We start from the raw sequence: 22035 nt of genomic DNA, 5'->3' as shown, positions 1-22035 counted from the left end.
GTACCGGACGGGGCCGCGACCCTCGGAGTCCGTCCGCCTCATTCGTACCTCCGTGCACTCGCGTGATGGTGTCCTGCCCCGTGGGACGGCTCTGTACCCAGGAGCGGCGGAACACCTGGCCCTACGTGTCCATCACAACGCGCTCACCTCCCTCCCGCCCGCGCTGGGCCCCGCCCGGGTGAGCCGTTCACGCGCGCCGGCCGGTGCGCGTGCGAAAGGCCCGAGCCGGTCGGCTCGGGCCTTGTTCCTGAAAGGCGCCGACGGGCAGGGCTCGGCGCGAAGGCCTCAGCGGGCCAGGGAGACCAGTTCCCGCTCCAGGCCGCGCCCCTTCGTCTCGACCAGCGCGGCCGCCACATCCGCCAGCTTGCGGTTGGTGGTCTGGGAGATCCGCCGCAACACGGCGAACGCGGCGTCGGCCTCGCAGTTCAGGACGTGCATGATGATCCCGCAGGCCTGGTCCACGACGGGCCGGGTGCGCAGGGCCGTGCCCATCTGGTCGAGCTCGCTCAGCGCGGCGCGGTAGTGCCGGTCGCGCACGAGGCCGGCCGTGGCGAGGTCGCCGAGCGCCTGCGCGGGCCCGTGCCGGGCGTCGTCGAGCGCGTCGGGGCGGAAGCTGAACAGGCTCAGGGTGACCGTGAGCCCCGCGCGCTGGAAGGGCAGCGTGACGCTGGAGCGTACGCCCGAGTCGAGGGCCATCGCGCGGTACTCGGGCCACCGCTCGTCCCGCAGCAGGTCCTTGGAGTCGACCGGTGTCCCTCGCTGCTCGGCGGCGGGGATGGGCCCCTCCCCCGAGCGCAGCTGCACCGACACGAGCCCGGCGAGGTCGGGGTGGGTGACGGCCGCGGGGTGTTCGTCGCCGCCGTCGGTGACCGTGGCGCTCGCGCCGCAGCACGCGGGGGTGCACCGTACGGCCTGTTCGGCGAGTTCGGAGAGCCTGCGGCCGGGCAGAGCTGATTCCGGCCGGAGCAGGTCCGGGTCCGGCAAGGGCGCCATGGGGGTTCCTCCTCTTCCCTTCGGCTTCCCCCCTCGTCCTCCGGAAAACGGAATCAGCCGTTAGGTTCAACCCATGTCGCAGACGGAGGAGTTCGGTGAAGACCTCGCGGATTTCGTGCGCCGTGTCGCGGCGTTGAAATCGGCCCGCGCCGTCCCCCGGGACGACCTCGGCACGGTACTGGACGCGGCGATCTTCGAACTCGACCACGTGGCGGCCCGGTTGTGGCCCACGTACGAACGCCTGAGCGCCGACGGGCACTTGAGCGGCGCCGTGCGGGACCGGGACGAGCAGCGGCTGCTGCGGGCCATCTTCCAGCGGCTGCCGCTGCCGGTGGCGCTGATCGACAGGGACACCGTGGTCCGCCGGATGAACTCCGCGGGGACCACCCTGACCGGGGTCCGTACGGGCTTCGCGGCGGGCCGCCCGCTGACGGGGTTCCTGCTCCACGCCGACCGGGTCGCGTTCCGCTCCCAGACCGCGGCCGTGGCCCGCGGCGAGGGTGACCGCAGCCTCGTCGTGCACCTCCAGCAGAACCCCGGTACGCCGGTCCGGGCGACGCTCACCGCACTGCGGCCCGGCACCGAGCCGCGTACCGCCGTGCTCGTGGTGCTCCAGCCCTCGGTGACCCGCGCGCAGCAGGCGCCGAGTGCGCCGGGGCCCGTGCCCGACCTCGGTGAGGCGACCCGGCACGCGGCCCAGCTCGACCTGGCGGACGCGATGACGACGGCGCTGCTCACGGCGCCCGTCGGGGACGGTGCGGCGGTGCTGGAGCGGGCCGCCGCGGTGCTGCACGGGCGGTTCGCGGACTGGGTGGTCGCCGACCTGGGGGCCGGGCGCCTGAAGCGCGCCGCCGTGCTGGGGCCGCCGGACGCGCCGGTCGCCGACGTGCTGGCGCAGGAGCCCGCCGCGTGCCCCCTCGTCGTGGAGGCGGCACGCGGCGGGGCGGCGTCGTTGCAGGTGCGCCCGGAGGACCCGGACGCCTTCGGGCGGGACGCGACCGGCGCACACGTCCTGGTCCGCGCCGAGGTCACGTCGTTGCTGTGCGTGCCGCTGACCACCCGCACGGACGGGCCGGTGGAGGGCGTCCTCACGCTCTTCCGGTGCGGCGCGCGGCTCGCCTTCTCGATGGCCGAGGCGCGCGCGGTCGACGTGCTGTCCCGGCACATGGCGCTCGCCATGCGGCGGTAGCCGGCACTTGACAGCGTCAGGCGGCGTCCCGCATGACCTGGTCGCGCAGCCGGTCGCAGCAGCGGCTGATCAGCCGCGAGACGTGCATCTGCGAGATGCCCATCTCGTCGGCGATGCGGCTCTGCGTCATGTCGCCGAAGAACCGCATGTAGAGGATGGTCCGTTCCCGCTCGGGCAGTTGCGCGATGCGGGGCTTGACGGCCTCGCGGTCCACGACGACGTCGAGCGCGGGGTCGGGGCCGCCCAGCGCGTCGCTGAGGGAGTAGCCGTCCTCGCTGCCCGGGAGTTCGGCGTCCAGGGAGAGCGCGGTGAAGCTTTCGAGCGCCTCCAGGCCGGTCTTCGCGTCCTCCTCGCTCATGTGCGCGTGCTCGGCGATCTCGGCGGTGGTGGGGGCGCGTCCGGAGACGGTCTGGGAGAGGTCCTGGCGGGCGAACCGCACGCGGTTGCGCAGGTCCTGGACGCGGCGGGGCACGTGCAGGGTCCACATGTGGTCGCGGAAGTGCCGCTTGATCTCGCCGGTGACGGTCGGCACGGCATAGCTCTCGAAGGCGGTGCCGCGCCGCGGGTCGTAGCGGTCGACGGCTTTGACCAGGCCGAGGGCGGCGACCTGGCGCAGGTCGTCGAGGGACTCGCCGCGATTGCGGAACCGGCCCGCGAGGCGCTGGGCCATGGGCAGCCAGGCCTGTACGACCTCCTGGCGCAGGGCGTCCCGTTCGGGGCCCTCTTCGAGTTCGACGAGGCGTTCGAAGGCCGCGGTGGTGTCCGGGGCGTCGTCGTGCGAGTGGCGCTTGCTCCTGCCCGGTGCGGCCGTGCTCCTGGGCGGTACTGCCGTGCTCGTGTGGGAACGCATGATGCGTCGCAACTCCCTCGGATGTGCCTGGGGGTGGACGGTCACCGTGGGAGTGCGCAGGCGTGGGGCCACGCCGGGAACACACCCGGGGCGAGCGATGCGGTCGCTCCCACGGACGTGCCTCCGGTCCGAAGCACTGTTTCTTCGCCTGCCCCGCGTGTGGGAGGCCAAACGCCCCCGGTCCCGCCGTAGGTTTCCTCCGGGTAGCCCCGGACACCCGGAGGTGACCGCCGTTTTCCGATCCGCCCGGAGGGTTCCACCATGAGCGTCACGGTCGCCGACCACATCCTGGAGAGGCTGCGCGCCTGGGGGGTCGAGCAGGTCTTCGGCTATCCGGGTGACGGCATCAACGGCCTGCTCGCCGCGTGGGGCAGGGCCGAGGACCAGCCCCGGTTCGTGCAGTCGCGGCACGAGGAGATGTCGGCGTTCGAGGCCGTGGGCTACGCCAAGTTCGGCAAGCGCCTCGGCGTGTGCGTGGCGACGTCGGGGCCGGGCGCCATCCATCTGCTCAACGGCCTGTACGACGCGAAGCTCGACCATGTGCCGGTGCTCGCGATCGTCGGGCAGACGGACCGCAGTGCGATGGGCGGCTCGTACCAGCAGGAGGTCGATCTGCACACGCTGTTCAAGGACGTGGCGTCCGAGTTCGTGGAGACCGTGACGGTGCCCGAGCAGCTGCCGAACGTCATCGACCGGGCGATCCGCACCGCGTACGCGCGCCGCTGCCCGACCGCCGTGATCATCCCCGGTGACGTGCAGGAACTCGACTACACCCCGCCCCCGCACGCGTTCAAGATGGTCCCCTCCAGCCTGGACCGCAGCGGCTGGACCGCGCTGCCCTCGCCGACCGCCCTGGAGCGGGCCGCGGAGGTGCTCAACGCCGGCGACAAGGCGGCGATCCTGATCGGCCAGGGCGCGGCGGGCGCGCGCGCCGAGGTAGAGGAGATCGCCCGACTGCTCGGCGCGGGCGTCGCGAAGGCGCTGCTCGGCAAGGACGCGCTGAGCGACGAACTCCCCTATGTGACCGGTTCGATCGGCCTGCTCGGCACCCGGCCTTCGTACGAGCTGATGCGCGACTGCGACACGCTCCTGACGATCGGGTCGAGCTTCCCCTACGCGCAGTTCCTGCCGGAGTTCGGTTCGGCGCGGGGCGTGCAGATCGACATCGATCCGCACATGGTCGGGATGCGCTATCCGTACGAGGTGAATCTCGTCGGCGACGCGCGGGCGACGCTGCGCGAGCTGATCCCGCTCATCGACAAGGACCGGCGTGCGGTCAGCCGCGACTGGCAGGAGGAGATCTGCTCCAACGTGACGCGCTGGAAGGACGTGATGCGGCGCAGGGCCGAGCAGTCCGCTGATCCCGTCAACCCGGAGTACGTGGCGCACATCCTGGACCCGCTGCTGCCGGACAACGCGCTCATCACGTGCGACTCGGGCTCGGTGGCGAACTGGTACGCGCGTCATCTGACGATGCGGGGCGACATGCGCGCCTCGCTCTCGGGGACGCTCGCCACGATGGGGAGCGGTGTGCCGTACGCGATCGGGGCGAAGTTCGCGCACCCCAACCGGCCCGTGATCGCCCTGGTGGGGGACGGCGCGATGCAGATGAACGGCATGGCGGAGCTGATCACGGCCGCCAAGTACCGCCACCGCTGGGACGATCCGCGGCTGATCGTCGCCGTCTGGAACAACGAGGACCTGAACCAGGTCACGTGGGAGATGCGGGCCATGGGCGGCGCGCCCTCGTTCCTGCCCTCGCAGGCGCTGCCCGATGTGCCGTACGCGGAGTTCGCGCGGTCCATCGGTCTGACCGGGATCCGGGTGGAGCGCCCCGAGGAGGTCGAGGCGGCCTGGCGGACCGCTCTCGCGGCGGAGGAGCCGGTGGTCATCGACTTCCGCACCGACCCCGCGGTGCCGCCGATCCCGCCGCACGCGACGTGGGACGAGATGGAGGCGACGGCGGAGGCGGTGCTCAAGGGCGACGCGGACCGCTCGTCGATGCTGAAGCAGGGCCTGAAGGCGAAGATGCAGGAGTTCCTGCCGGGAGCGGGCAGGTCGGGCGAGGAGAGGAAGAACGCCCACAAGAGGAACGGGGAGAAGCGGAACGAGGGCAAGAAGGGCCGCGGTCGACGCGGTTAGTGCCGTCGTCGGAGGGTGCCGCCCCGGCCGTGTGACGGGCCCGGGCGGCCGCGTTCCGCCGCCTCACGCAGCGCGGTGCCGTACGCCGTCGGCCGCGTCCGGGTGCCGCGCGGGCGGCAGCAGCAGCTCCTCGTACCGGCCGAGCGCCAGGACCACTCCCAACATGACCAGCGGGATGAATACGGCGAGTACCGCCATGACCTCTGCCCTCCCAGATCGACGTGGGGGGTGGTGCCGGGCGGGTCTCCCCGGCCCGGCGGCGCAAACCTCCCGGGCAGACGACGCATAGCCCTCTGGCACAGGGGTACTGCGGGCGGGGTCACCCCGAGAGTGTCCGACGAACGCATGCAGGAAGGTCAGCCATGGCTGAATTCGTAAGGGACGTCATGACACCGGGCGTGGTGGCGGTGCGCCCCGACGCTTCTCTCGTCGAGGCGGCGCAGCTCATGCGCGCCCAGGACATCGGGGATGTGCTGGTCGCCTCCGACGGGCAGGTCATCGGTGTGCTCACCGACCGGGACATCGCGTTGCGCGCCGTGGCCGACGGGGCGGATCCGCTGACCGTCAGCGCGGAGGCCGTGTGCACGCCCAATCCCGTGGTGGTCGCGCCCGATGACGCCGTGTCGGACGCGGTCGGTCTGATGCGCGACCACGCGGTCCGCAGGCTGCCCGTCGTGGAGGACGGTCACCCGGTGGGGATGGTCAGCCTCGGCGATCTGGCGCTCGCCCAGGACCCGGCATCGGCGCTGGCCGACATCAGCCGCGCCGATCCGGACAGCTGGCCGGGGATCCACCAGGCCTGAGCCGAGCATCCACCGGGCCTGAGCCGCCCGCGGCCCCATCAGCGCCCTGGGCAGCGGCCCCGCCCGCCCGATAGCGGCAGGCGGGCCGGTGTCAGGGCGAGGAGGTGGCGAGCCGCAGGGGTGTGGAGTCGTCGTGCGTGCCGTCACCGGCGGCCAGGCGCTCCTCCTGGGCCCACCACGCGTCGTCGCCGTCCTCGATGTAGCGCAGCAGGATGCCCTCGCGCAGGGCCCAGGGGCAGACGGTCACCACTTCGATCCCGGTCAGCTTCATCGCCGTATGGGCCACCACGGCACCGGCGAGGCACTGTCCGGAGCGCGCGGCCGAGATCCCCGGCAGCTGCGCCCGCCGGTCCGCGGGCAGCTGCGCGAGTTCCTTCAGCGCCCTGCCCAGTTCGACGCGGCCCAACTCCCGCTGGACGAACGGCCCGTGGCGGCCGGGGGCGGCGCCGCACAACCGGGCGAGCTGCTGGAACGTACGCGAGGTGACGACGGCCGTGTGCGGCATCTCCCAGCGGATCCGGGCGGCCACGTCCCGCAGCTGGTGGCGCACTTGGCGGCGCACCGCCTTGATGTCCCGCGCGCGCGGCGGGTCCTGGCCGTCGAAGAACTCGCGCGTGAGGCGGCCCGCGCCCAGCGGCAGCGAGGCCGCGTAGTCGGGCAGCCGGCTGCGGCCGAAGGCCACCTCGAACGTGCCGCCGCCGATGTCGAAGAGGACGAGCGGCCCGGCGCGCCACCCCATCCACCTGCGGGCGGCGAGGAACGTCAGCTCCGCCTCGGCCTCACCGGTCAGGGTGCGCAGCCTGAGGCCCGTCCCCGCCTCCACGGCGTCGAGCACGTCGGCGCGGTTGGGCGCGTCGCGCACGATGGACGTGGCGAAGGCGAACGGCTCCGCCACGCCCCACCGCCGCGCCTGCGCCCGTACGTCGCGCACCGCCTCGACCAGCTTGTCGACCGGCTCCGCACCGAGCGTCCCGTCCCGGTCCACGTCCTGGGCCAGCCGCAGCCGCCGCTTCACCGTGTGGACGGGCAACGGCACCTGCCCGTCGGCATCCGCGACGACGAGCCGCACCGTGTTCGACCCCACGTCCACCACGCCAACCCTCATGACCGATCAAATACCCCGCGCCGGACGAGCGGAATCGGCCACGGCCCGCCGGCGCCCCCCGCCCTCACACCCGGCGCCCGACCAGGCACAGCAGCTTGGTCTGTACATCGGCGCCCGGCGGCGGTTCCACCGGCGGGTCGAAGAGGCCGCTCTTCTCCAGCTCCGTCGCGTACGGCGAGATCTCCCGTACGGAGAAGTCGACGAGGCCCCTGGGCAGGGTCTCCTCGGCGCCGATCGCCCGGGACAGGTCCCAGGCGTGCACCACCAGGTCGGTGGTCATCTGGGCGCAGTAGAAGATCGCCGGGGTGTCGCCGAAGGAGAGGTGGACCGAGCGCTCCAGGGCGCCCGGTTCGCGGAACGCGGCCCGGGAGGCGGTGGCCGCGGTGTCCCAGGAGGCGACCGGGTCGGGTCCGAGCATGTCGCCGTCGAAACTGTCGCCGACATCGGCGACGGTCGCGCCGTCGCGGAGCAGGGGCGGCACCCACAGCTGCTCGGACGTGAGGTGGTTGACCAGGTCGCGCACGCTCCAGTCGGCGCAGGGGGTGGGCGCGTCCCACTGGTCGGCACGGATGGCGTGCACCCGGTCGGTGAAGAGTGCGAGCGCTTCGCCGTGCCGGTCGAGTACGTGCGGGGTGGTCGTGCCGTCGTCCGTGGTGCCGGTCTCCGTGGTGCCGTTCTGCGTGGTGCCGTTCCGCGTGGTGTCGTTCTCCGTCATGACGGTGTGTTCCCCCTCTCCCGCGCCCCGGTGCGGGTGCGTCCTGGCGCCACTGACCTGCGCGGGTGGCGGCGCAGGTACTCGGCCTCCAGCTCCGCCATCCGGTCGTCGTGGGCCCGCAGGGCGTCGTCCGAGCCGTGCAGCAGGGTGGTGTGCCGGGTCCGGTGGATGGTCTCCAGCTCCTTGATGAGCTGCTGGTCGTCCAGCTGACCCGGGTCGACTCCGTCCATGGATCGCTCCGATCGCTTCGTCGCGTGGCTCCCTGCCCCCCGGGTACCCGCTCGGCGCGTACTACCCCAGGATGCACCGGGCCGGGTGCGGGCGCGCGGCGCGCGAGGCCACCGGCTACCGCTTGCGCTCCACCCTGCGCTCGTCCCAGACCGGCTCGGGGGTCTCCCGGACCCGGCCGTCGCTGCCGAAGACCAGGTAGCGGTCGAAGGAGCGGGCGAACCAGCGGTCGTGCGTGACGGCGAGGACGGTGCCCTGGAAGGCTTCGAGGCCTTCCTGGAGGGCCTCGGCCGACTCCAGGTCGAGGTTGTCGGTGGGCTCGTCAAGGAGCAGTGCCGTGCAGCCCTCCAGTTCGAGGAGGAGGATCTGGAAGCGGGCCTGCTGGCCGCCGGAGAGCCGTTCGAACTTCTGCTCGGCCTGGCCGGTCAGCTCGTACCGCCGCAGCCGGGACATGGCGGCGCCGCGGTCCTGCGCGTGCTCGCGCCACAGGATGTCCAGGAGCGTGCGGCCGAACAGCTCGGGGTGGGCGTGGGTCTGCGCGAAGTGGCCGGGCACCACGCGCGCGCCGAGCTTCCAGGAGCCGGTGTGCGCCACGGGGTTGTCGGTGTCGCCCGCGAGCAGGCGCAGGAAGTGCGACTTGCCCGAGCCGTTCGAACCGAGGACGGCGACCCGCTCGCCGTAGAAGACCTCCAGGTCGAAGGGGTGCATCAGACCGGTCAGCTCCAGGCCCTCGCAGGTCACGGCCCGTACGCCGGTGCGGCCGCCGTGCAGGCGCATGGTGATGTCCTGCTCGCGGGGCGGCTCGGGGGGCGGGCCCGCCTCCTCGAACTTGCGGAGCCTGGTCTGCGCCGCGTGGTAGCGCGAGGCCATCTCATGGCTGACCTCGGCGGCCTGGCGCAGCGTGCGCACCAGCTTCTTCAGCTGCTCGTGCTTCTCGTCCCAGCGGCGGCGCAGCTCCTCGAAGCGGGCGAAGCGCTCCTTGCGGGCCTCGTGGAACGTCGCGAAACCGCCGCCGTGCACCCACGCGTCGGCGCCGCCCGGGCTCTGCTCGACGCTGACGATCTTCTCGGCGGCGCGGGCCAGCAGCTCGCGGTCGTGGGAGACGAACAGGACGGTCTTGCGGGTCGCCCGCAGCTGCTCCTCAAGCCAGCGCTTGCCGGGGACGTCCAGGTAGTTGTCCGGCTCGTCGAGGAGCAGGACCTCGTCGGTGCCGCGCAGCAGGGCCTCCAGGACGAGGCGCTTCTGCTCGCCGCCGGAGAGCGTGCGGACCTCGCGGAACTGGGCCTTGTCGTAGGGGACGCCGAGCGCGGCCGTGGTGCAGATGTCCCACAGCGTCTCGGCCTCGTACCCCTGGACCTCGGCCCAGTCGGAGAGCGCCTGGGCGTAGCTCATCTGGGCGGCCTCGTCGTCGACCGTCATGATCGCGTGCTCGGCGGCGTCCACGGCCCTCGCGGCCTCCCGCAGCCGCGGGTGGGCGACGGAGACGAGCAGGTCGCGCACGGTGCTCTCGTCGCGTACGGAACCGACGAACTGCGGCATCACGCCGAGGCCGCCGCTGACGGTGACGCTGCCGCCGTGCGGCTGCAGCTCGCCGGAGATCAGCCGCAGCAGTGTCGTCTTGCCCGCGCCGTTCGCCCCGACCAGGGCGACGACCGCGCCCTCGCCGACCCGGAAGGAGACGTCACCGAGCAGCGCCCGCCCGTCCGGCAAGTAGTACTCGAGGTGCGCGGCTTCCAGATGTCCCATGGGCGGGATTCTCCGTGTCCGGCCGCCGTCGCGGCAAACCGGTTTCCCCGGCGGTAGTGGCCGCGCCCGCTGCGGGTACCCGCAGCGTATGACCACAGATGTCTCCCCCACTCGTCAGGACAGTGCGCGGACCCGGCTGCTCGCCCTCGACCACCGTGTCTTCGACGCGGTCGCCACCCGGCACTGGCCGGGCGCGGACCGTCTCCTGCCCCGGCTGAGCCGCGGCGCCAACCACGGGCTTCTGTGGTTCGGCGCGGCCGCGGCGATCGCGGCGACCGGCACGCCGAGGGCCCGCCGGGCCGCCGTGCGCGGGGTCGCCTCGCTCGCGCTGGCCTCCGCGACCATCAACACCCTCGGCAAGCGCTCGGTGCGCCGCGCCCGGCCGCTGCTCGACACGGTGCCGCTGATCCGCCAGCTGAAGCGGCAGCCCATCACCACGTCGTTCCCCTCGGGCCACTCCGCCTCCGCTGCCGCCTTCGCCACCGGGGTGGCGCTGGAGTCGCGGGCCTGGGGTGCCGGGGTCGCGCCCGTGGCGGGCGCGGTGGCGCTCTCCCGCGTCTACACCGGCGTGCACTTTCCGAGCGACGTCCTCGCGGGTGCGGCGCTGGGGGCGGGCGCGGCCTTCGCGGTACGCGGCCTCGCCCCGACCCGTGGTCAGCTGCCCGCCCCGGGCAGGCCGCGTGCCGACGCCCCCGCGCTGCCCGGTGGCGAGGGGCTGGTCCTGGCCGTCGAGTCCGGCGGGCGCGCCGGGGAACGCGCCGGGGAGCGTGCGAGGGCCCTGCGGGCGGCGCTGCCCCTCGCGGAGGTCGTCGCCTGCGATCCGGCCGACCTCGCCGCCGAGCTGGAGAAGGCGGCGGGCCGGGCGCGGGCGCTGGGGGTGTGCGGCGGCGACGGCTGCGTGAACGCCGCGGCCGGTGTCGCCCTGCGGCACGGGCTGCCGCTCGCGGTGCTGCCCGCGGGTCCGCCGGCGCACTTCGCGTACGACATCGGCGTGGAGGACACGCGCGACCTGTGCCGTGCCGTGGAGACGGGCGGCGCGGTCGCCGTCGACGTGGGCCGCTTCAGCACTGACGTGGACCGTTTCGACGCTTCGGAGGAGACCGCCGGGGAGGACAGGGACCGGACCGAGGGGATCTTCCTCAACACGTTCAGTCTCGGCGTCCACCCGGAGACGGTCCGCCGCAGCGACCGCTGGGCGCGCCGTCTCGGTGACCGGCCCGCCGCGGCCCTCGCCGCCCTGCGGACGCTGCGCTCGGAGCCCGCGCCGATGAGCGCCGAGTTCCGGGGGCGCAGGCGGCCGGTGTGGCTGCTCTTCGCGGGCAACGGCTCGTACCACCGCTTCGGTCTGGCGCCGGGCCGCCGGCTCGATCTGGCGGACGGGCTGCTGGACGTACGCATCGTGCACGGCGGCCGGAAGCCGGGCGTGCGGCTGCTCGCCGCCGCGCTCGCCGGTTCGGCGGTCCGCACGCCCGTCCAGGCGGCGGTGCGGCTGCGGAGTCTGCGGGTGGACGACATCGGTCCGGGCACGGTGGCGGCGTACGACGGTGAAGTCACCGTGGTCCGGGGCGCGTTGACGCTCGACAAGCTCCCGGAGGCGCTGACCGTCTACCGTCCGCTCCCCCTCATCGGCTGACCACATACTGATACGCGGGTCTCATTATTCGGCTTGGCGGCGTAACTTCGGCGTACCGCAGCAAGCGCGCAGCGCACCTGGAGGAGTTCCGCCATGCCGAAAGAGACCGCCGTCTACACGCACGGGCACCACGAGTCCGTACTGCGTTCCCACACCTGGCGCACCGCCGCCAACTCGGCCGCGTACCTCGTCGGTTCGCTGAAGCCGCACATGAAGATCCTCGACATCGGCTGCGGCCCGGGCACGATCACCGCCGACCTGGCGGAGCTCGTCCCGGACGGCCACGTGACGGGCGTCGACCACGCGCCCGGCATCCTCGGCACGGCGCGCGCCACGGCCGCCGAACGCGGCCTGCACAACGTGGAGTTCGCCGTCGCCGACGTGCACGACCTCGACTTCCCCGACGACACCTTCAGTGTCGTCCACGCCCATCAGGTGCTGCAGCACGTGGGCGATCCGGTGCGCGCCCTGAGCGAGATGCGGCGGGTCTGCGAGCCGGGCGGCATCATCGCGGCCCGCGACGCGGACTACTCGGCGATGACCTGGTATCCGAACGCGCCCCTGATGGACGACTGGCTCGACCTCTACCTGCGGGTGGCCCGCGCCAACGGCGGCGAGCCCGACGCGGGGCGCCGGCTCAAGTCCTGGGCCCTGGCGGCCGGTCTCACGGACGTCACCGCGAGCGCGGGCACGTGGTGCTACTCCTCCGACGAGGAGCGCGCCTGGTGGAGCGGGCTGTGGGCGGACCGCACGGTCGCCTCCTCCTACGCCGGGCGGGCGGTGTCGGGCGACCACACGGACGCGGAGCGGCTGCGGGCCATCGCGGACGCGTGGCGGGCGTGGGGCGGCGAGGAGGACGGCTGGTTCGTGGTACTGCACGGCGAGATCCTCTGCCGCAAGTAGCCGCCATACGTGTGCCGCAAGTAGCGGCCATACGTTCCCTCGTGCGCCCGGCGCCTCTCAGCGGCGCCCGCCGCCTCCGCCCCCACCCGTGCCGGAACCGCCGGTCGTGGAGCCGACACAGCCGGAGCAGGGGCCGGTGCCCTGCCGCAGGTACCGGTGCTGGTTCGCCAGATCGACCGCGGGTCTCAGCGAGGTGTTCTCGGCGGGGATGCCGATGCCGAACCGGCCGTAGAAGGTGAGCAGGCCGGCGTCGGCGCGTGCGACTGCCGCGTGGGTGCGTTCGTAGGCCACCGCCGTCAGTCGGCGGACGTCGATGCGCAGGAGGCGGCGGCCTTCGGGCGGGGGTTGGTCGCCGTCGGGCGAGGGCTGGTCCCCGTCCGGCGGGGGCTGGCCGTCGTCGGGCGAGGGCCGGCCGATGCCTTCGCCCCACCGGTGGAAGATTTTCTTCACCGGCCCGTCCTCCACCAGCCCGCCCAGGTACTCCTTGACGAGCTGTACGGCCTGGTTGTCGCCGAGGTCGAGCGCGTCGAAGGTGCGGGTGATCGCGAGAGAGGACAGCTCCGCGAACCGGTCGGCCTGCTGCTCCCGCTCAGCGGTGCGCTGCTGGGTCTCGTCGAGCTGATCGAGCCGCCCGTCGAGGTCGTCGGCGTCGGGGGCCTGGTCGGGTGGTGGTGCGGGGTCGTCCTGGCCGGGAGGTGGCGCCGGGTCGTCGACATCGAGGGTGGCGGCCTGGTAGCGGCCGACCTGCCGGGCGATGTCCAGCGCCGCCGGGTTCACGGGCTCCCCGGGTGGCGAAGGCGCGGCCCGGTGCACGGCGAGGATCACGTCTCTCAGGCGGGCGGCGGACCGTGGATGCGCCGAGACCTGCTGGTGGATCTCCTTGTACGCGGCCGTGGCACCCTCGGCGTACTGTCGCCGCTGGACCTCGAGCGCGTACCTCTCGGCCACCGGCCTCTTCCAGGCGCCCTCCGAGACCGGGGCCAGGGCGACGAGGAACAGCAGGGCGACCATGATGCCGACGTTGACCCCTGACAGGGAGCGGCGTGCGAAGTTGGCGGTCATGCCGAACGGCAGCCGGGATTCGCCGAAGCGCGCCGGGCGCAGCCGCCCCCTGAACCGCGCGACCCGGTCCGGCCAGCGCAGGACCACGTAACTGCCGAGTGCGAGGACGGTGTAGACCGCCAGCCAGTACAGCCAGTGCACCTCGGTCAGCCCTTGGATGCTTTCCACCACGCCACGCACCACGGTGACTTGGGGCGGGGTGAAGGACAGGACGTTGGCCAGCCAGACCATGAACACGCTCAGCACCAGGCCGAGTTGCACGGACAGGACGATGTCGGCCGCCGCCTGCACCGTCGGCCGCGTCGAGTCCTTCAGCTTCCGCCAGCCTCGGCAGGAGAGCCAGACGGCGAGCGGGAAGAAGAATCCGGCGGCCGGTGCGAGGGTCAGTACGTCGCCGGAGACGAGCTGCTCGACGGCGAGGTAGGCGAGGCACACGCCGGGGAGGTCCGGCAGGTGCCGCACGATCAGGCGTTCGGACACACCGCACCGCTTCACGGCGAGCAGCAGCGTCCAGCCGCCGAAGAACAGCAGCACCACCAGCGGGACGAGGCGAGAGGGGAACGCGCGGAACAGGACGAGGAGCAGGGCCACCGGCGGGACGACCGCGCACAGCGCGAGGACGGCCGCGGCGACGTACCGGCGGTGCCGGAACCAGCGGATCACCGGTTCGAGGATCAGCCCGCCGACTATCTCCGGCGTGGCCATGACGGCTGCCGCGAGGCCGACGCCCGCGACCGCCCCGAAGATCCCGCCGAAGGCGGCCCTGAGGGCGGCGAGGAGCGCGGACCCCAGCCCGTCGATCTCCTGCCTGGTACCCAAGTGCCAGGCCGCCCACGCGCCCACCCCGAAGGTGACGTACAGGGCCAGGAGTTCCGGCACCTCGATTAGCGGCTCCCGGTCATCGCGGGCGGCCGAAGGCTCCGGGGGCGGCGCGGCAGGGGCGGCCGCGGCCGGAGTGGCCGCGGCCCGCGAGCTGCGCGCGTGCAGCCGACGGGCGATGTCGAGGAAGATCTCCAGATTGGGTACCCGGTATCCGGGCCTCACGAAGTACGTCGGGAAGTCGCTGCCGCGCGAGGTGACCACGAGATCGCCCTCAGCCGTGAGGGAGAGCCTGTCGACGTCCGCCCAGGCGGTGAAGTCGTCCCGGCCGCGCCTGCGCCGTACGGTCAGGCCCCCCTGGCTCAACACCAGGTCCCCGAAAAGGACTTCACCACCGCCCTGCACCGTTTCGGTGGCGGCGGCCAGCTGCGCGTCCCGGACCCCCTGCCGTATCGCCGGACCCCACTCCTCCTCCTGGGGGAGCTGGGCGCCTCTGATCACTGTCCGGGTGCGTCGGCCCTTGATCCTCTCCCCGCCGAGTGCGGGGCCTCGGTGCGCTGCCCCGAGCGTGACGACCCTCCCCTCGGGGCCGCACAGCTTGTAGCGATTCGCGCTGTCCGTGAAGACGGTGACCGTCCGCCAGAGGTAGACCGCTTCCGTACCGTCGGCCGCGATCGCGACGAGGCCGTCGTCGTAGAGGCGGAACTCCACTTTCGTGTGCCGCCGACGCCACCACACCCGGACGGCGAACGGACACAGGAGCGCGAGCCCGCCGACCACGACGGGCGTAAGGCCGCCCGCCCAGTCAAAGATCGCGCCGATGAGAACCGTCGCGAGGCAGGCCAGGGCCGCTACGGGAGTCAGGGCCAGCAGGAGCAGCGCATACGCGGAGAGCGTGGCGCGCCGCGGGCGGTAGGTCCGGCGGTGCCGCCCCAGCTCCGGGCGCGCCGCGCCGTCCTCTGCGTCGGCGACCGCGCCGTCCTCAGCTCTGTCTCCCGCGCCGTCCTCGGCGTCGGCGACCGCGCCCGTCAGCTCATCCATCTCAGGGAGTGTCCCGCACAACCCCTCCCGTAGGTAAGCAGGTTACGGTCAGCCGGCGATTACTCCCTCGGCAGCAGGGGGCCCAGCGGGCCGAGGTCCAGGTTCAGGTCCTCGGCCCGCAGCCCGTACCGGTCGCGCAGCTCGGCCATCCGGTCCTCCAGGAGCATCAGCGTCAGCCCGATCCGCTCCTCCTGGTCCTCGGTCAGGTCGCCGGTGTCGAAGCGGCGCACCGCCTGGCGCTCCATGAGCTGCCGCAGCAGCTCGATGATGGTCAGGACCAGCTTCACCAGGTCCCGCTCCACGGTGTCCGGGTCGAGGTCCACGCGCTTGCGGTCGCCGCGGCCCTTGTCCGCCGCGAGGTCGCTGGGCTCAGCGGGCTCAGTTCGTTCAACGGGCTCGCTGGACTCCATCGGTCACTCCAATTCCGGCCACGGTGAGGGCACTTGCTCGTTCACCGAGCTGATCAGGGCGTTCAGGTCGATGCGTACGAGGTCGACATCCGCGATCCGCAGCGTGATGTCTCCCGTGATGACGACCCCGCCCGCGAGAAGGCGGTCGAGCAGGTCGACCAGGGCTATTTCGCGGCGCTCCACGACTGTCATCGCGAGCGCTCCGTCGTGTCGGTGCCGCTGCCGCTGCTGGTGCCCGTGCCGGTCCCGTCGGTGCCCGGGTCGTCGGCGGTGAAGGAGTAGGCCGCCCAGGGGCCCGTCAGCTCCACCCGCAGGCCGGACGACTCCTGCTCCTCGTCCTTCGTGCGGTCGACGAGTTCGACGAACTCCTCCGAGTGCGCGCGGGGCACCAGATAGGCGGCGTTGAGGATGTTCCGTCCGGGCGCCTTGGAGAGGGACGAGTTCTGCGGGGCGTGCAGCCGGGAGTCGTCGGAGCGCCGCGACAGCCTCTCGTGCAGGGCCTGGGCGAAGGCCTCGGCCCGCTGCCAGCTCTCGTCCTGGGCCGTCTGCCGGCTGCGCCGCTGGCGCAGATAGTCGCGTCCCGAACGCGGCTTCTCCGGCGCCGGGGCCTCGGCGGGCCGCTCCCGCGACTCCTCGCTCTCCAGATGGACCTTGACGCCCCACTCCACGCACCCGTCGATCCGGTCGAGGACCCGGCGGAACCGGTCCGCGCCCTCCTCCAGCATGGCGCGCACGCCGCTGTCGTCCCGGAAGACGGTGGCGAGCCGCAGCGGCAGCGGGCAGGTGACGCTGGTGAGGGCGGAGATCACCCGCTGGTGCGCGCGGGCCGTGTCGGAGAGCCAGTCCAGGTCCTCCAGATGCCTGCGCAGCGGTTCCTCCGCGAAGTCCCGCTCCGGCACCGGGCCCACGACGGCGATGAGGCCCTCGTGGGCGAGCTGGCGGGGCGGCACGCCGCCGACCCCGGTCAGGTCGGCGGCGAGCGGTGCGTCCAGCGGACGGCAGACCGCGTAGACGTAACGCAGTTCCTCAGTTGCGAGGCTCACGTGACTCCTTCTCGGCGGGTTCCAGGACCCCCTGGGACTCCAGTTCGTCCAGCCGCCGCCTCAGCTCGGCGTTCTCCTTCGCCAGCTCCTTGTGGCGCGCTCCGGACGACAGCGCCGGGTCCTGCTCCCACCAGTCGATACCCATCTCCTTGGCCTTGTCCACCGACGCGACGATCAGGCGCAATTTGATGGTGAGCAGTTCGATGTCGAGCAGGTTGATCTTGATGTCGCCCGCGATGACGATGCCCTTGTCCAGGACGCGTTCGAGGATGTCCGCGAGGTTGGCCCCTCCGCCGCTGCTGCCGTAGGGGCCGGGCAGACCGCCGCCGCCGCCCGGGGAGGCCGTCATCGGCTGCCCCGGCCGCCGTCGGCCGACTCGGCGTACTCGCGCCGCTTCTCCTCGTCGGCGTCGGCCTCCTCATCGATCTCGTCGGCGTCGTCGTCAGCTTCGGCCTCGGCCTCTTCGTCGGCCTCGTCGTCAGCGTCCTCGTCGACGTCGTCGTACTCGTCCTCGGGCTCGCCCTCGGTCTCCTCGTCGACCTCTTCCTCGGGCTCGTCCTCGTCCTCGTACTCCGCCTCCGGCTCGTCCTCGCGGGCGTCTTCCTCGTCTTCCTCCTCGTCGTACTCGTCCTCGGGCTCGTCCTGCTCCTCGTACTCGTCCTCCGGGCGCTCGTCCTCGGCGTGCTCGTCCTCGGCGTGCTCGTCCTCGGCGTGCTCGTTCTCGGAGCGCTCGTCCTCCTCCTCGGCCACGGCGTCCTCGTGGCTGCGGACGACCTCGCCGTCGCGGATCTCGCCGCGCCAGCCGTCGCTCGCCTCGCCGCGCAGCGAGATGTGCCGGGCGAAGTGCTTGAGGTCGAGGCGTGCCCTGCGGCCCTGGGCGCGCCAGATGTTGCCGGTCTTCTCGAAGAGGCCCTTGGGGTAGTACTCGATGACCAGCAGGACGCGGGTGAGGTTCTCCGCGAGCGGGTGGAAGGTGACGACACCCTTGGTCGAGCCCTTGGCGCCCTCCGACGTCCAGGTGATCCGCTGGTCCGGCACCTGCTCGGTGGTGTGCGCCTTCCAACTGCGGCTGGACCAGAAGACCTTGGCCTTCCAGTCGGAGTCCGTGTCGTTCGCCACGGTGACGCTCTTGACGCCCTTGGCGAAGGTGGAGAACTCCTGGAACTGGGTCCACTGGTCGTACGCCTCACGGACCGGGACGCCGACATCGACGTACTCCAGGATGACCGTGGGCTTCTGGCCCGCGCCGCCCTTCTTGCGCTTGCCACCGCCGATGCCCTTGACGGCGTCGGTGACCTTGTCCTTGAGGTGGCCTCCGCCCAGTTCCAGCGCGCTGCGCACCGGGCCCTTGCCCTCGGCGACCTTCTTGCCCGCGTTCAGCGCGAGCTTGCCGAAGCCGGGGCTCTTGCCGTCCGCGATGTCGTTCAGCTTGACGGTGGCGTCGCCGAGGCGGTGGCCGACGCCGACGAGCATGCGCTCGACCTGCGCCATGAGGTAGGCCTGCGCCTCTTCCTTCAGGCGGTCGGCGGCGGGGCTTCGCGTGATGTTGCTCAGCGGTGACTCAGCCACGGTCGCCTCCCTTCGCCCGGCTGCCCGTGCGGGTCGCCGAGGCCGTCTTGCGGGCGGTGCCGCGCGCCGCGGAAGCCGACTTCTTCTGGGCGGTCTTGCGGGCGGTGGTCTTCTTCACCGCGGTCTTCTTCGCGGCCGCCTTGGGCTCGGACTTCGGCTTCTGGGCGGACGGCCTCTTGGCCGCCGTCTTCTTGCGCCGCCCGGCCGGCTCTTCCTCGTCCTCGGCGTTCTTGCTGTCCTCGGCGTCCTCGGCCTTGGTGTCCTCCGCGTCCTCGCCATCCTCCGCGTCCTCGTCGTCCCTGTCGGAGCCCTTGACCTCGTCCGGCACCACGCCGGAGATGCGGTCCTGGACGTCGAGGGTGCGGTCGTGCAGGCGGTCGGCGAGGCCTTCGAGCTGCCGGTTGAGGAGCGAGCCCGTGGCGGCCTTGCCCACGCCCCGCAGATCCTCGCGCAGCTGGTCGCCTATCTCCTTGAACTGCGGGTTGTTCTCCAGCTGCTGGGTCACAAGCGATCCCAGCGCCTTCGGGCTCAGGTTCAGCTTCTTGCCCGCGACCATCGTGCCGACGGCGAACGCGAACTTCGCCTTCTTCGTGCGGCCGAGGACGTATCCCGCGCCCACGGCAAGGCCCATTGCCAGTCGGTTCATTGTCTGAAGTCCTGTCCTGTGCTGTGCTGCAGCCGGTCGAGGAGTTCGTCCTCGGCCCGCTCGAACTCGTCCTCGTCGATCTCGCCCGCCTCCAGGCGCTCCTCGAGGCGGGCGAGTTCACGACGGATGGCCGAGGGGTCGTAGTACTGCCGCTCCGCCTCGTCGACCACTTGGTTCAGCACCCAGAGGGAGCCACGGGCCGGGGCCAGCGGCAGCAGAAGCAGTTCGCCGATCAGTCCCATCCCGTCACGTCGCCGGTTCGGCGGGTCCCGGGTCGACGAAGCTGTACGGGGGCAGCGGACCGTGCACCTTGAGTTCCAGGTGCGGCTGGGTGGTGCGCAGTTCCTCCACCGCGGCGACGAAGCCCTCGGCGGACTTGCGGCTCACCAAGAACGAGACGTTGGCGAGCCAGCCGGTGCCCTCGGGCCCGTCGGCGACCGATTCCGCCGTCGGTTCCAGCGCGCGCCGCACCTCGACGGCGTCGCTCGCCTCCCGGGCCCGCACCGCGGAGGTGACCGCCTCACCGAGCTGCAGCTTCTGCTCGTGGCTGCCGCCGCCCTGGCGCTGGTTGGCCTCCACCATGGCGCGCAGCTCCGGGTTCTCCGCGAGGACCTGGTGCAGCACGGCCTGTTCGTTGTGCGAGGCCTTCACGTTGTACTCGACCTTGCCGTCGAGGGTGCGCAGCCGCTCCGTGTAGTGGTCGGCGCGCTCCCCCAGTACGGATACGACGGTCTCGTCGTCCGGGGCGAGACTGCCGAAGCGCATCGGCAGGACGGAGCCCGCGGCGCCCGCCTCCGACAGCACGTTCTGGTGCGCGAGCAGGTCACGCCGCTTGGGCTTGAGGTCCTCGGGGGCATCGCTGACGATCGCGGCGAGTTCACCCTGCTTCAGGATGCGCACGGCGCACGCCGGCTTCCCTATGCCCTCCATGCCGTCCGGCAGGGACGGGTGGGAGCTGCTCGCGATGCCGTAGACGTAGGTGGTCACTCCTTCTCCTCCTTGCGGCGGGACGTCGTGGAGCGCCGGGCCCGCGGGCGCTCCTCGCTCTGGCGCTCGCCTTCCTCACGGGACTGCTTGAAGGCGTCCGATATGGTCTCGGCGGCTCCGGAGAGCGCGCCCTTGGACTTGCCCTTGGCGCCGGACTCGGTGATCTCGCCCACGAGGTCGGGCAGGCCGGGGTCCTTCTTCCTTCCGCTCTCCAGGTCGAGGCGGTTGCACGCCTCGGCGAACCGGAGATACGTGTCGACGCTCGCGACCACGACACGGACATCGATCTTCAGGATCTCGATACCGACGAGCGAAACGCGTACGAAGGCGTCGATGACGAGTCCTCGGTCGAGGATGAGTTCCACGACGTCGTACAGGCCACTGGTGCCGCCTCCGCCGCCGGACTGTTGTGCCGGGACTACGGTCATGCCGACTGAGCCTCCTTGCTTTGGCTGCCTTGTTTCCCTTGCCTACTTGCTGCTTGCTTGCTTGCTTGCTTGCTGTGGAGCGTTGTCGTGCCTGTGTCTTGGCCTACCTCTTGTGCGGGTCCGAACGTCCGCGCTCGTAGCGGCGCACCCGCCGGTAGCCGGTCAGCTCGCCCTGGGGGTCGAGCCGGACCTCGTAGCTCGCCAGCAGGCTCATCGTGTCCGGGACACGGGCCAGCTCGAGCACTTCGATCTCCAAAAGCCATCCCTCCTCGGTGCGTTCGAAGGAGGACACCGATTCGGCTGTCATGCCGGTCAGCTCGGCGAGCTGGGTCTGCGCTGCCCGCAGGACCGCCATGGGGCCCGGCAGCTCGTCCTGCTCGGTGTCCGTTGTCTTGGAGTCTGTTGTCTTACGTGACGTATTGGCCATGTCCACCTCCCGGTACGTGTGTCCCGGTGGCCCTTGGCCAAACCTCGCCTCAACCGCGCAGGGCGCGCAGCTTGCGGCGGGCCGGTCCAAGGGCGCGTCCGTTGCGCGGAACGCCGGCCCACGGGTCGGTACGGGCCTGTTCGACGGCGTCCTCGATGGTCCAGCGGCGGGCGTGCACCGCAGGGTCGTCCAGCTGTTCCCAGGCGATCGGGACGGCCACGGGGGCGCCGGGCGCGGCCCGCACGGAGAAGGGGGCGACCGCTGTCTGCGCGTACCCGTTGCGCTGCACGTCGAGGTAGAGCCGGTCGCCGCGGGCCTCCTTGCGGGCGGCTGTGGTGAACCTCTCGGGATGTGCCGCGGCGAGCGTGTCGGCGACGTCCTTGGCGAAGTCGCGTACGTCGTCGAAGTCGTGGTTGCCGTTGAGGGGCACGACGACGTGCAGGCCGCGTGAGCCGGTCGTCATCAGGGCGGACGGCAGGCTCATGTGGTCGAGGAGTTCACCGAGGAGCCGGGCCGCTTCCCGTACGGCGCCGAAGTCGTCCTTCGCCGGGTCGAGGTCGAAGACCAGCCGGTCGGGGCGGTCGATATCGCCGGTGCGGGAGAGCCAGCGGTGCAGGGTCAGGCACGCCTGGTCGGCGAGGAAGAGCAGGCTCGCCGTGTCGTCGCACACGGTGTGCGTGACGGTGCCGCCCTGCTTGGTGACCTCGGCGCGGGTGATCCAGTCCGGGTAGTGGTCCGGGGTGTCCTTCTGCATGAAGCGGGGGCCGTCGACGCCGTCCGGGTGGCGCTCCAGCATGAGGGGGCGGCCGCGCAGGTGGGGCAGCATGAAGGGGGCGACGGACCGGTAGTAGTCGAAGAGGTCCGCTTTTGTGTAGGCCTTGGCCGCGCCTTCGATGTGTTCCCTGTCGCTGCCGTCGTCGTCACCGGCCGGGAAGAGGATCTTCTCCGGCCGGTGCAGTTCCACGGTGCGGCGGCCCGCCCGCACCGTCCGTACGTCGCTCATGGGTGTTTCCTTCCGCTCGGTTCCCTCGGCTCGGACGGACCCCTCGGGTACCCGGTGACAGCCCCGCCAGTCGCCGTGGCCACCCGGGCACGGTGGTGTCCACCCTGGTCGGCAGGGGTGGCTGGCACCACCGGGAAGCCGGGGGACGGCGGGCGTGTCCGGCGGCGCGGCGGCCGGGAGGATCGAGGCACCGGTCGGCCACCAGCCGTTCCGCGTCCGTGCCGCTCCCCCAACCGTGAACCTCAGTGAGGCCTGCCATGACGCACGACTCCGACATGCGCTCCGCTCCGCAT

General features: G+C 72.2%; 24 protein-coding genes. 5 read left to right on the top strand and 19 right to left on the bottom strand.

Annotation, left to right across the window (positions count from 1 at the left end; genetic code table 11):
* Nucleotides 1-285: 285 nt before the first annotated feature.
* Nucleotides 286-993, bottom strand: a complete 708-nt coding sequence (locus GKQ77_RS08720; protein ID WP_219688128.1) for an ANTAR domain-containing response regulator — start codon at nt 991-993, stop codon at nt 286-288.
* Nucleotides 994-1066: 73 nt separating this feature from the next.
* Here GKQ77_RS08720 and GKQ77_RS08715 point away from each other — a divergent pair, with 73 nt between their 5' ends.
* Nucleotides 1067-2182: a PAS domain-containing protein gene (locus tag GKQ77_RS08715; protein ID WP_219688127.1), complete on the top strand. Its 1116-nt coding sequence runs from the start codon at nt 1067-1069 to the stop codon at nt 2180-2182.
* 16 nt (nt 2183-2198) lie between these two features.
* Here GKQ77_RS08715 and GKQ77_RS08710 read toward each other — a convergent pair whose 3' ends face one another.
* Nucleotides 2199-3032: an RNA polymerase sigma factor SigF gene (locus GKQ77_RS08710; RefSeq protein ID WP_219688126.1), complete on the bottom strand. Its 834-nt coding sequence runs from the start codon at nt 3030-3032 to the stop codon at nt 2199-2201.
* Between the two features lie 261 nt (nt 3033-3293).
* Here GKQ77_RS08710 and GKQ77_RS08705 point away from each other — a divergent pair, with 261 nt between their 5' ends.
* Nucleotides 3294-5174 carry a thiamine pyrophosphate-requiring protein gene (locus GKQ77_RS08705; RefSeq protein WP_219688125.1) on the top strand — a complete coding sequence of 627 codons (1881 nt, stop codon included), beginning with the start codon at nt 3294-3296 and terminating at the stop codon, nt 5172-5174.
* A 63-nt stretch (nt 5175-5237) separates the two neighbouring features.
* On the opposite strand, the gene GKQ77_RS33230 is transcribed toward GKQ77_RS08705, so the two are convergent.
* Nucleotides 5238-5372, bottom strand: a complete 135-nt coding sequence (locus GKQ77_RS33230; protein ID WP_258021033.1) for a hypothetical protein — start codon at nt 5370-5372, stop codon at nt 5238-5240.
* Nucleotides 5373-5536: 164 nt separating this feature from the next.
* Between GKQ77_RS33230 and GKQ77_RS08700 the strand changes: the two genes are divergently transcribed.
* On the top strand, nt 5537-5977 hold the full coding sequence (locus GKQ77_RS08700) for a CBS domain-containing protein (protein ID WP_219688124.1): 441 nt from the start codon (nt 5537-5539) through the stop codon (nt 5975-5977).
* A 91-nt stretch (nt 5978-6068) separates the two neighbouring features.
* Here GKQ77_RS08700 and GKQ77_RS08695 read toward each other — a convergent pair whose 3' ends face one another.
* The 4 genes from GKQ77_RS08695 to GKQ77_RS08680 form a co-directional block, all read right to left on the bottom strand.
* Entirely contained in the window at nt 6069-7082 is a 1014-nt protein-coding gene (locus tag GKQ77_RS08695) for a Ppx/GppA family phosphatase (RefSeq protein WP_219688123.1), read from the bottom strand.
* 64 nt (nt 7083-7146) lie between these two features.
* Nucleotides 7147-7797, bottom strand: a complete 651-nt coding sequence (locus GKQ77_RS08690; RefSeq protein ID WP_219688122.1) for a TIGR03086 family metal-binding protein — start codon at nt 7795-7797, stop codon at nt 7147-7149.
* Complete coding sequence (locus GKQ77_RS08685) at nt 7794-8027, bottom strand: DUF6158 family protein (RefSeq protein ID WP_219688121.1); 234 nt, start codon at nt 8025-8027, stop codon at nt 7794-7796. The genes GKQ77_RS08690 and GKQ77_RS08685 overlap by 4 nt, the downstream gene beginning before the upstream one ends.
* 115 nt (nt 8028-8142) lie before the next feature.
* Entirely contained in the window at nt 8143-9771 is a 1629-nt protein-coding gene (locus tag GKQ77_RS08680) for an ABC-F family ATP-binding cassette domain-containing protein (RefSeq protein ID WP_219688120.1), read from the bottom strand.
* An 88-nt stretch (nt 9772-9859) separates the two neighbouring features.
* Between GKQ77_RS08680 and GKQ77_RS08675 the strand changes: the two genes are divergently transcribed.
* Together GKQ77_RS08675 and GKQ77_RS08670 are read left to right on the top strand one after the other, a co-directional pair.
* Nucleotides 9860-11404 carry a bifunctional phosphatase PAP2/diacylglycerol kinase family protein gene (locus tag GKQ77_RS08675; protein WP_219688119.1) on the top strand — a complete coding sequence of 515 codons (1545 nt, stop codon included), beginning with the start codon at nt 9860-9862 and terminating at the stop codon, nt 11402-11404.
* Between the two features lie 93 nt (nt 11405-11497).
* Entirely contained in the window at nt 11498-12307 is an 810-nt protein-coding gene (locus GKQ77_RS08670; RefSeq protein ID WP_219688118.1) for a class I SAM-dependent methyltransferase, read from the top strand.
* A gap of 57 nt (nt 12308-12364) precedes the next feature.
* Here the strand turns inward: GKQ77_RS08670 and GKQ77_RS08665 are convergent, their stop codons facing one another.
* The 12 genes from GKQ77_RS08665 to ligD form a co-directional block, all read right to left on the bottom strand.
* The gene (locus GKQ77_RS08665; RefSeq protein ID WP_219688117.1) at nt 12365-15229 is read right to left on the bottom strand and encodes a hypothetical protein; all 2865 of its coding nucleotides are present in this window, start codon (nt 15227-15229) and stop codon (nt 12365-12367) included.
* A gap of 59 nt (nt 15230-15288) precedes the next feature.
* Entirely contained in the window at nt 15289-15639 is a 351-nt protein-coding gene (locus GKQ77_RS08660; protein ID WP_219688116.1) for a gas vesicle protein K, read from the bottom strand.
* A 3-nt stretch (nt 15640-15642) separates the two neighbouring features.
* Nucleotides 15643-15831, bottom strand: a complete 189-nt coding sequence (locus tag GKQ77_RS08655) for a gas vesicle protein (RefSeq protein WP_219688115.1) — start codon at nt 15829-15831, stop codon at nt 15643-15645.
* Complete coding sequence (locus tag GKQ77_RS08650; protein ID WP_308117594.1) at nt 15828-16682, bottom strand: GvpL/GvpF family gas vesicle protein; 855 nt, start codon at nt 16680-16682, stop codon at nt 15828-15830. Before GKQ77_RS08650 ends, GKQ77_RS08655 begins: the two co-directional genes overlap by 4 nt.
* Nucleotides 16666-17031: a gas vesicle protein gene (locus GKQ77_RS08645; RefSeq protein ID WP_219688114.1), complete on the bottom strand. Its 366-nt coding sequence runs from the start codon at nt 17029-17031 to the stop codon at nt 16666-16668. Before GKQ77_RS08645 ends, GKQ77_RS08650 begins: the two co-directional genes overlap by 17 nt.
* The gene (locus tag GKQ77_RS08640; RefSeq protein ID WP_308117593.1) at nt 17028-18251 is read right to left on the bottom strand and encodes an SRPBCC family protein; all 1224 of its coding nucleotides are present in this window, start codon (nt 18249-18251) and stop codon (nt 17028-17030) included. The genes GKQ77_RS08645 and GKQ77_RS08640 overlap by 4 nt, the downstream gene beginning before the upstream one ends.
* Nucleotides 18244-18897, bottom strand: coding sequence for a DNA primase (locus GKQ77_RS08635; protein WP_219688113.1), 654 nt, complete (start codon nt 18895-18897; stop codon nt 18244-18246). Before GKQ77_RS08635 ends, GKQ77_RS08640 begins: the two co-directional genes overlap by 8 nt.
* On the bottom strand, nt 18894-19139 hold the full coding sequence (locus tag GKQ77_RS08630; protein ID WP_125516206.1) for a gas vesicle protein GvpG: 246 nt from the start codon (nt 19137-19139) through the stop codon (nt 18894-18896). Before GKQ77_RS08630 ends, GKQ77_RS08635 begins: the two co-directional genes overlap by 4 nt.
* Nucleotides 19140-19143: 4 nt before the next feature.
* Nucleotides 19144-19884 carry a GvpL/GvpF family gas vesicle protein gene (locus tag GKQ77_RS08625; RefSeq protein WP_219688112.1) on the bottom strand — a complete coding sequence of 247 codons (741 nt, stop codon included), beginning with the start codon at nt 19882-19884 and terminating at the stop codon, nt 19144-19146.
* A complete protein-coding gene (locus GKQ77_RS08620) occupies nt 19881-20312 on the bottom strand; it encodes a gas vesicle structural protein GvpA (protein WP_219688111.1) in 432 nt (143 codons plus the stop codon). Before GKQ77_RS08620 ends, GKQ77_RS08625 begins: the two co-directional genes overlap by 4 nt.
* 103 nt (nt 20313-20415) lie before the next feature.
* Nucleotides 20416-20739 carry a gas vesicle protein GvpO gene (locus tag GKQ77_RS08615; RefSeq protein ID WP_219688110.1) on the bottom strand — a complete coding sequence of 108 codons (324 nt, stop codon included), beginning with the start codon at nt 20737-20739 and terminating at the stop codon, nt 20416-20418.
* Between the two features lie 49 nt (nt 20740-20788).
* The gene (gene ligD, locus GKQ77_RS08610) at nt 20789-21742 is read right to left on the bottom strand and encodes a non-homologous end-joining DNA ligase (RefSeq protein WP_219688109.1); all 954 of its coding nucleotides are present in this window, start codon (nt 21740-21742) and stop codon (nt 20789-20791) included.
* Between the last annotated feature and the right edge of the window lie 293 nt (nt 21743-22035).

Source organism: Streptomyces anatolicus (assembly GCF_019400875.1).
Taxonomy (GTDB): Bacteria; Actinomycetota; Actinomycetes; order Streptomycetales; family Streptomycetaceae; genus Streptomyces; species Streptomyces anatolicus.
Note: the sequence above shows the minus strand (reverse complement) of the source record. Positions and strands in the feature narration are given on the sequence as shown.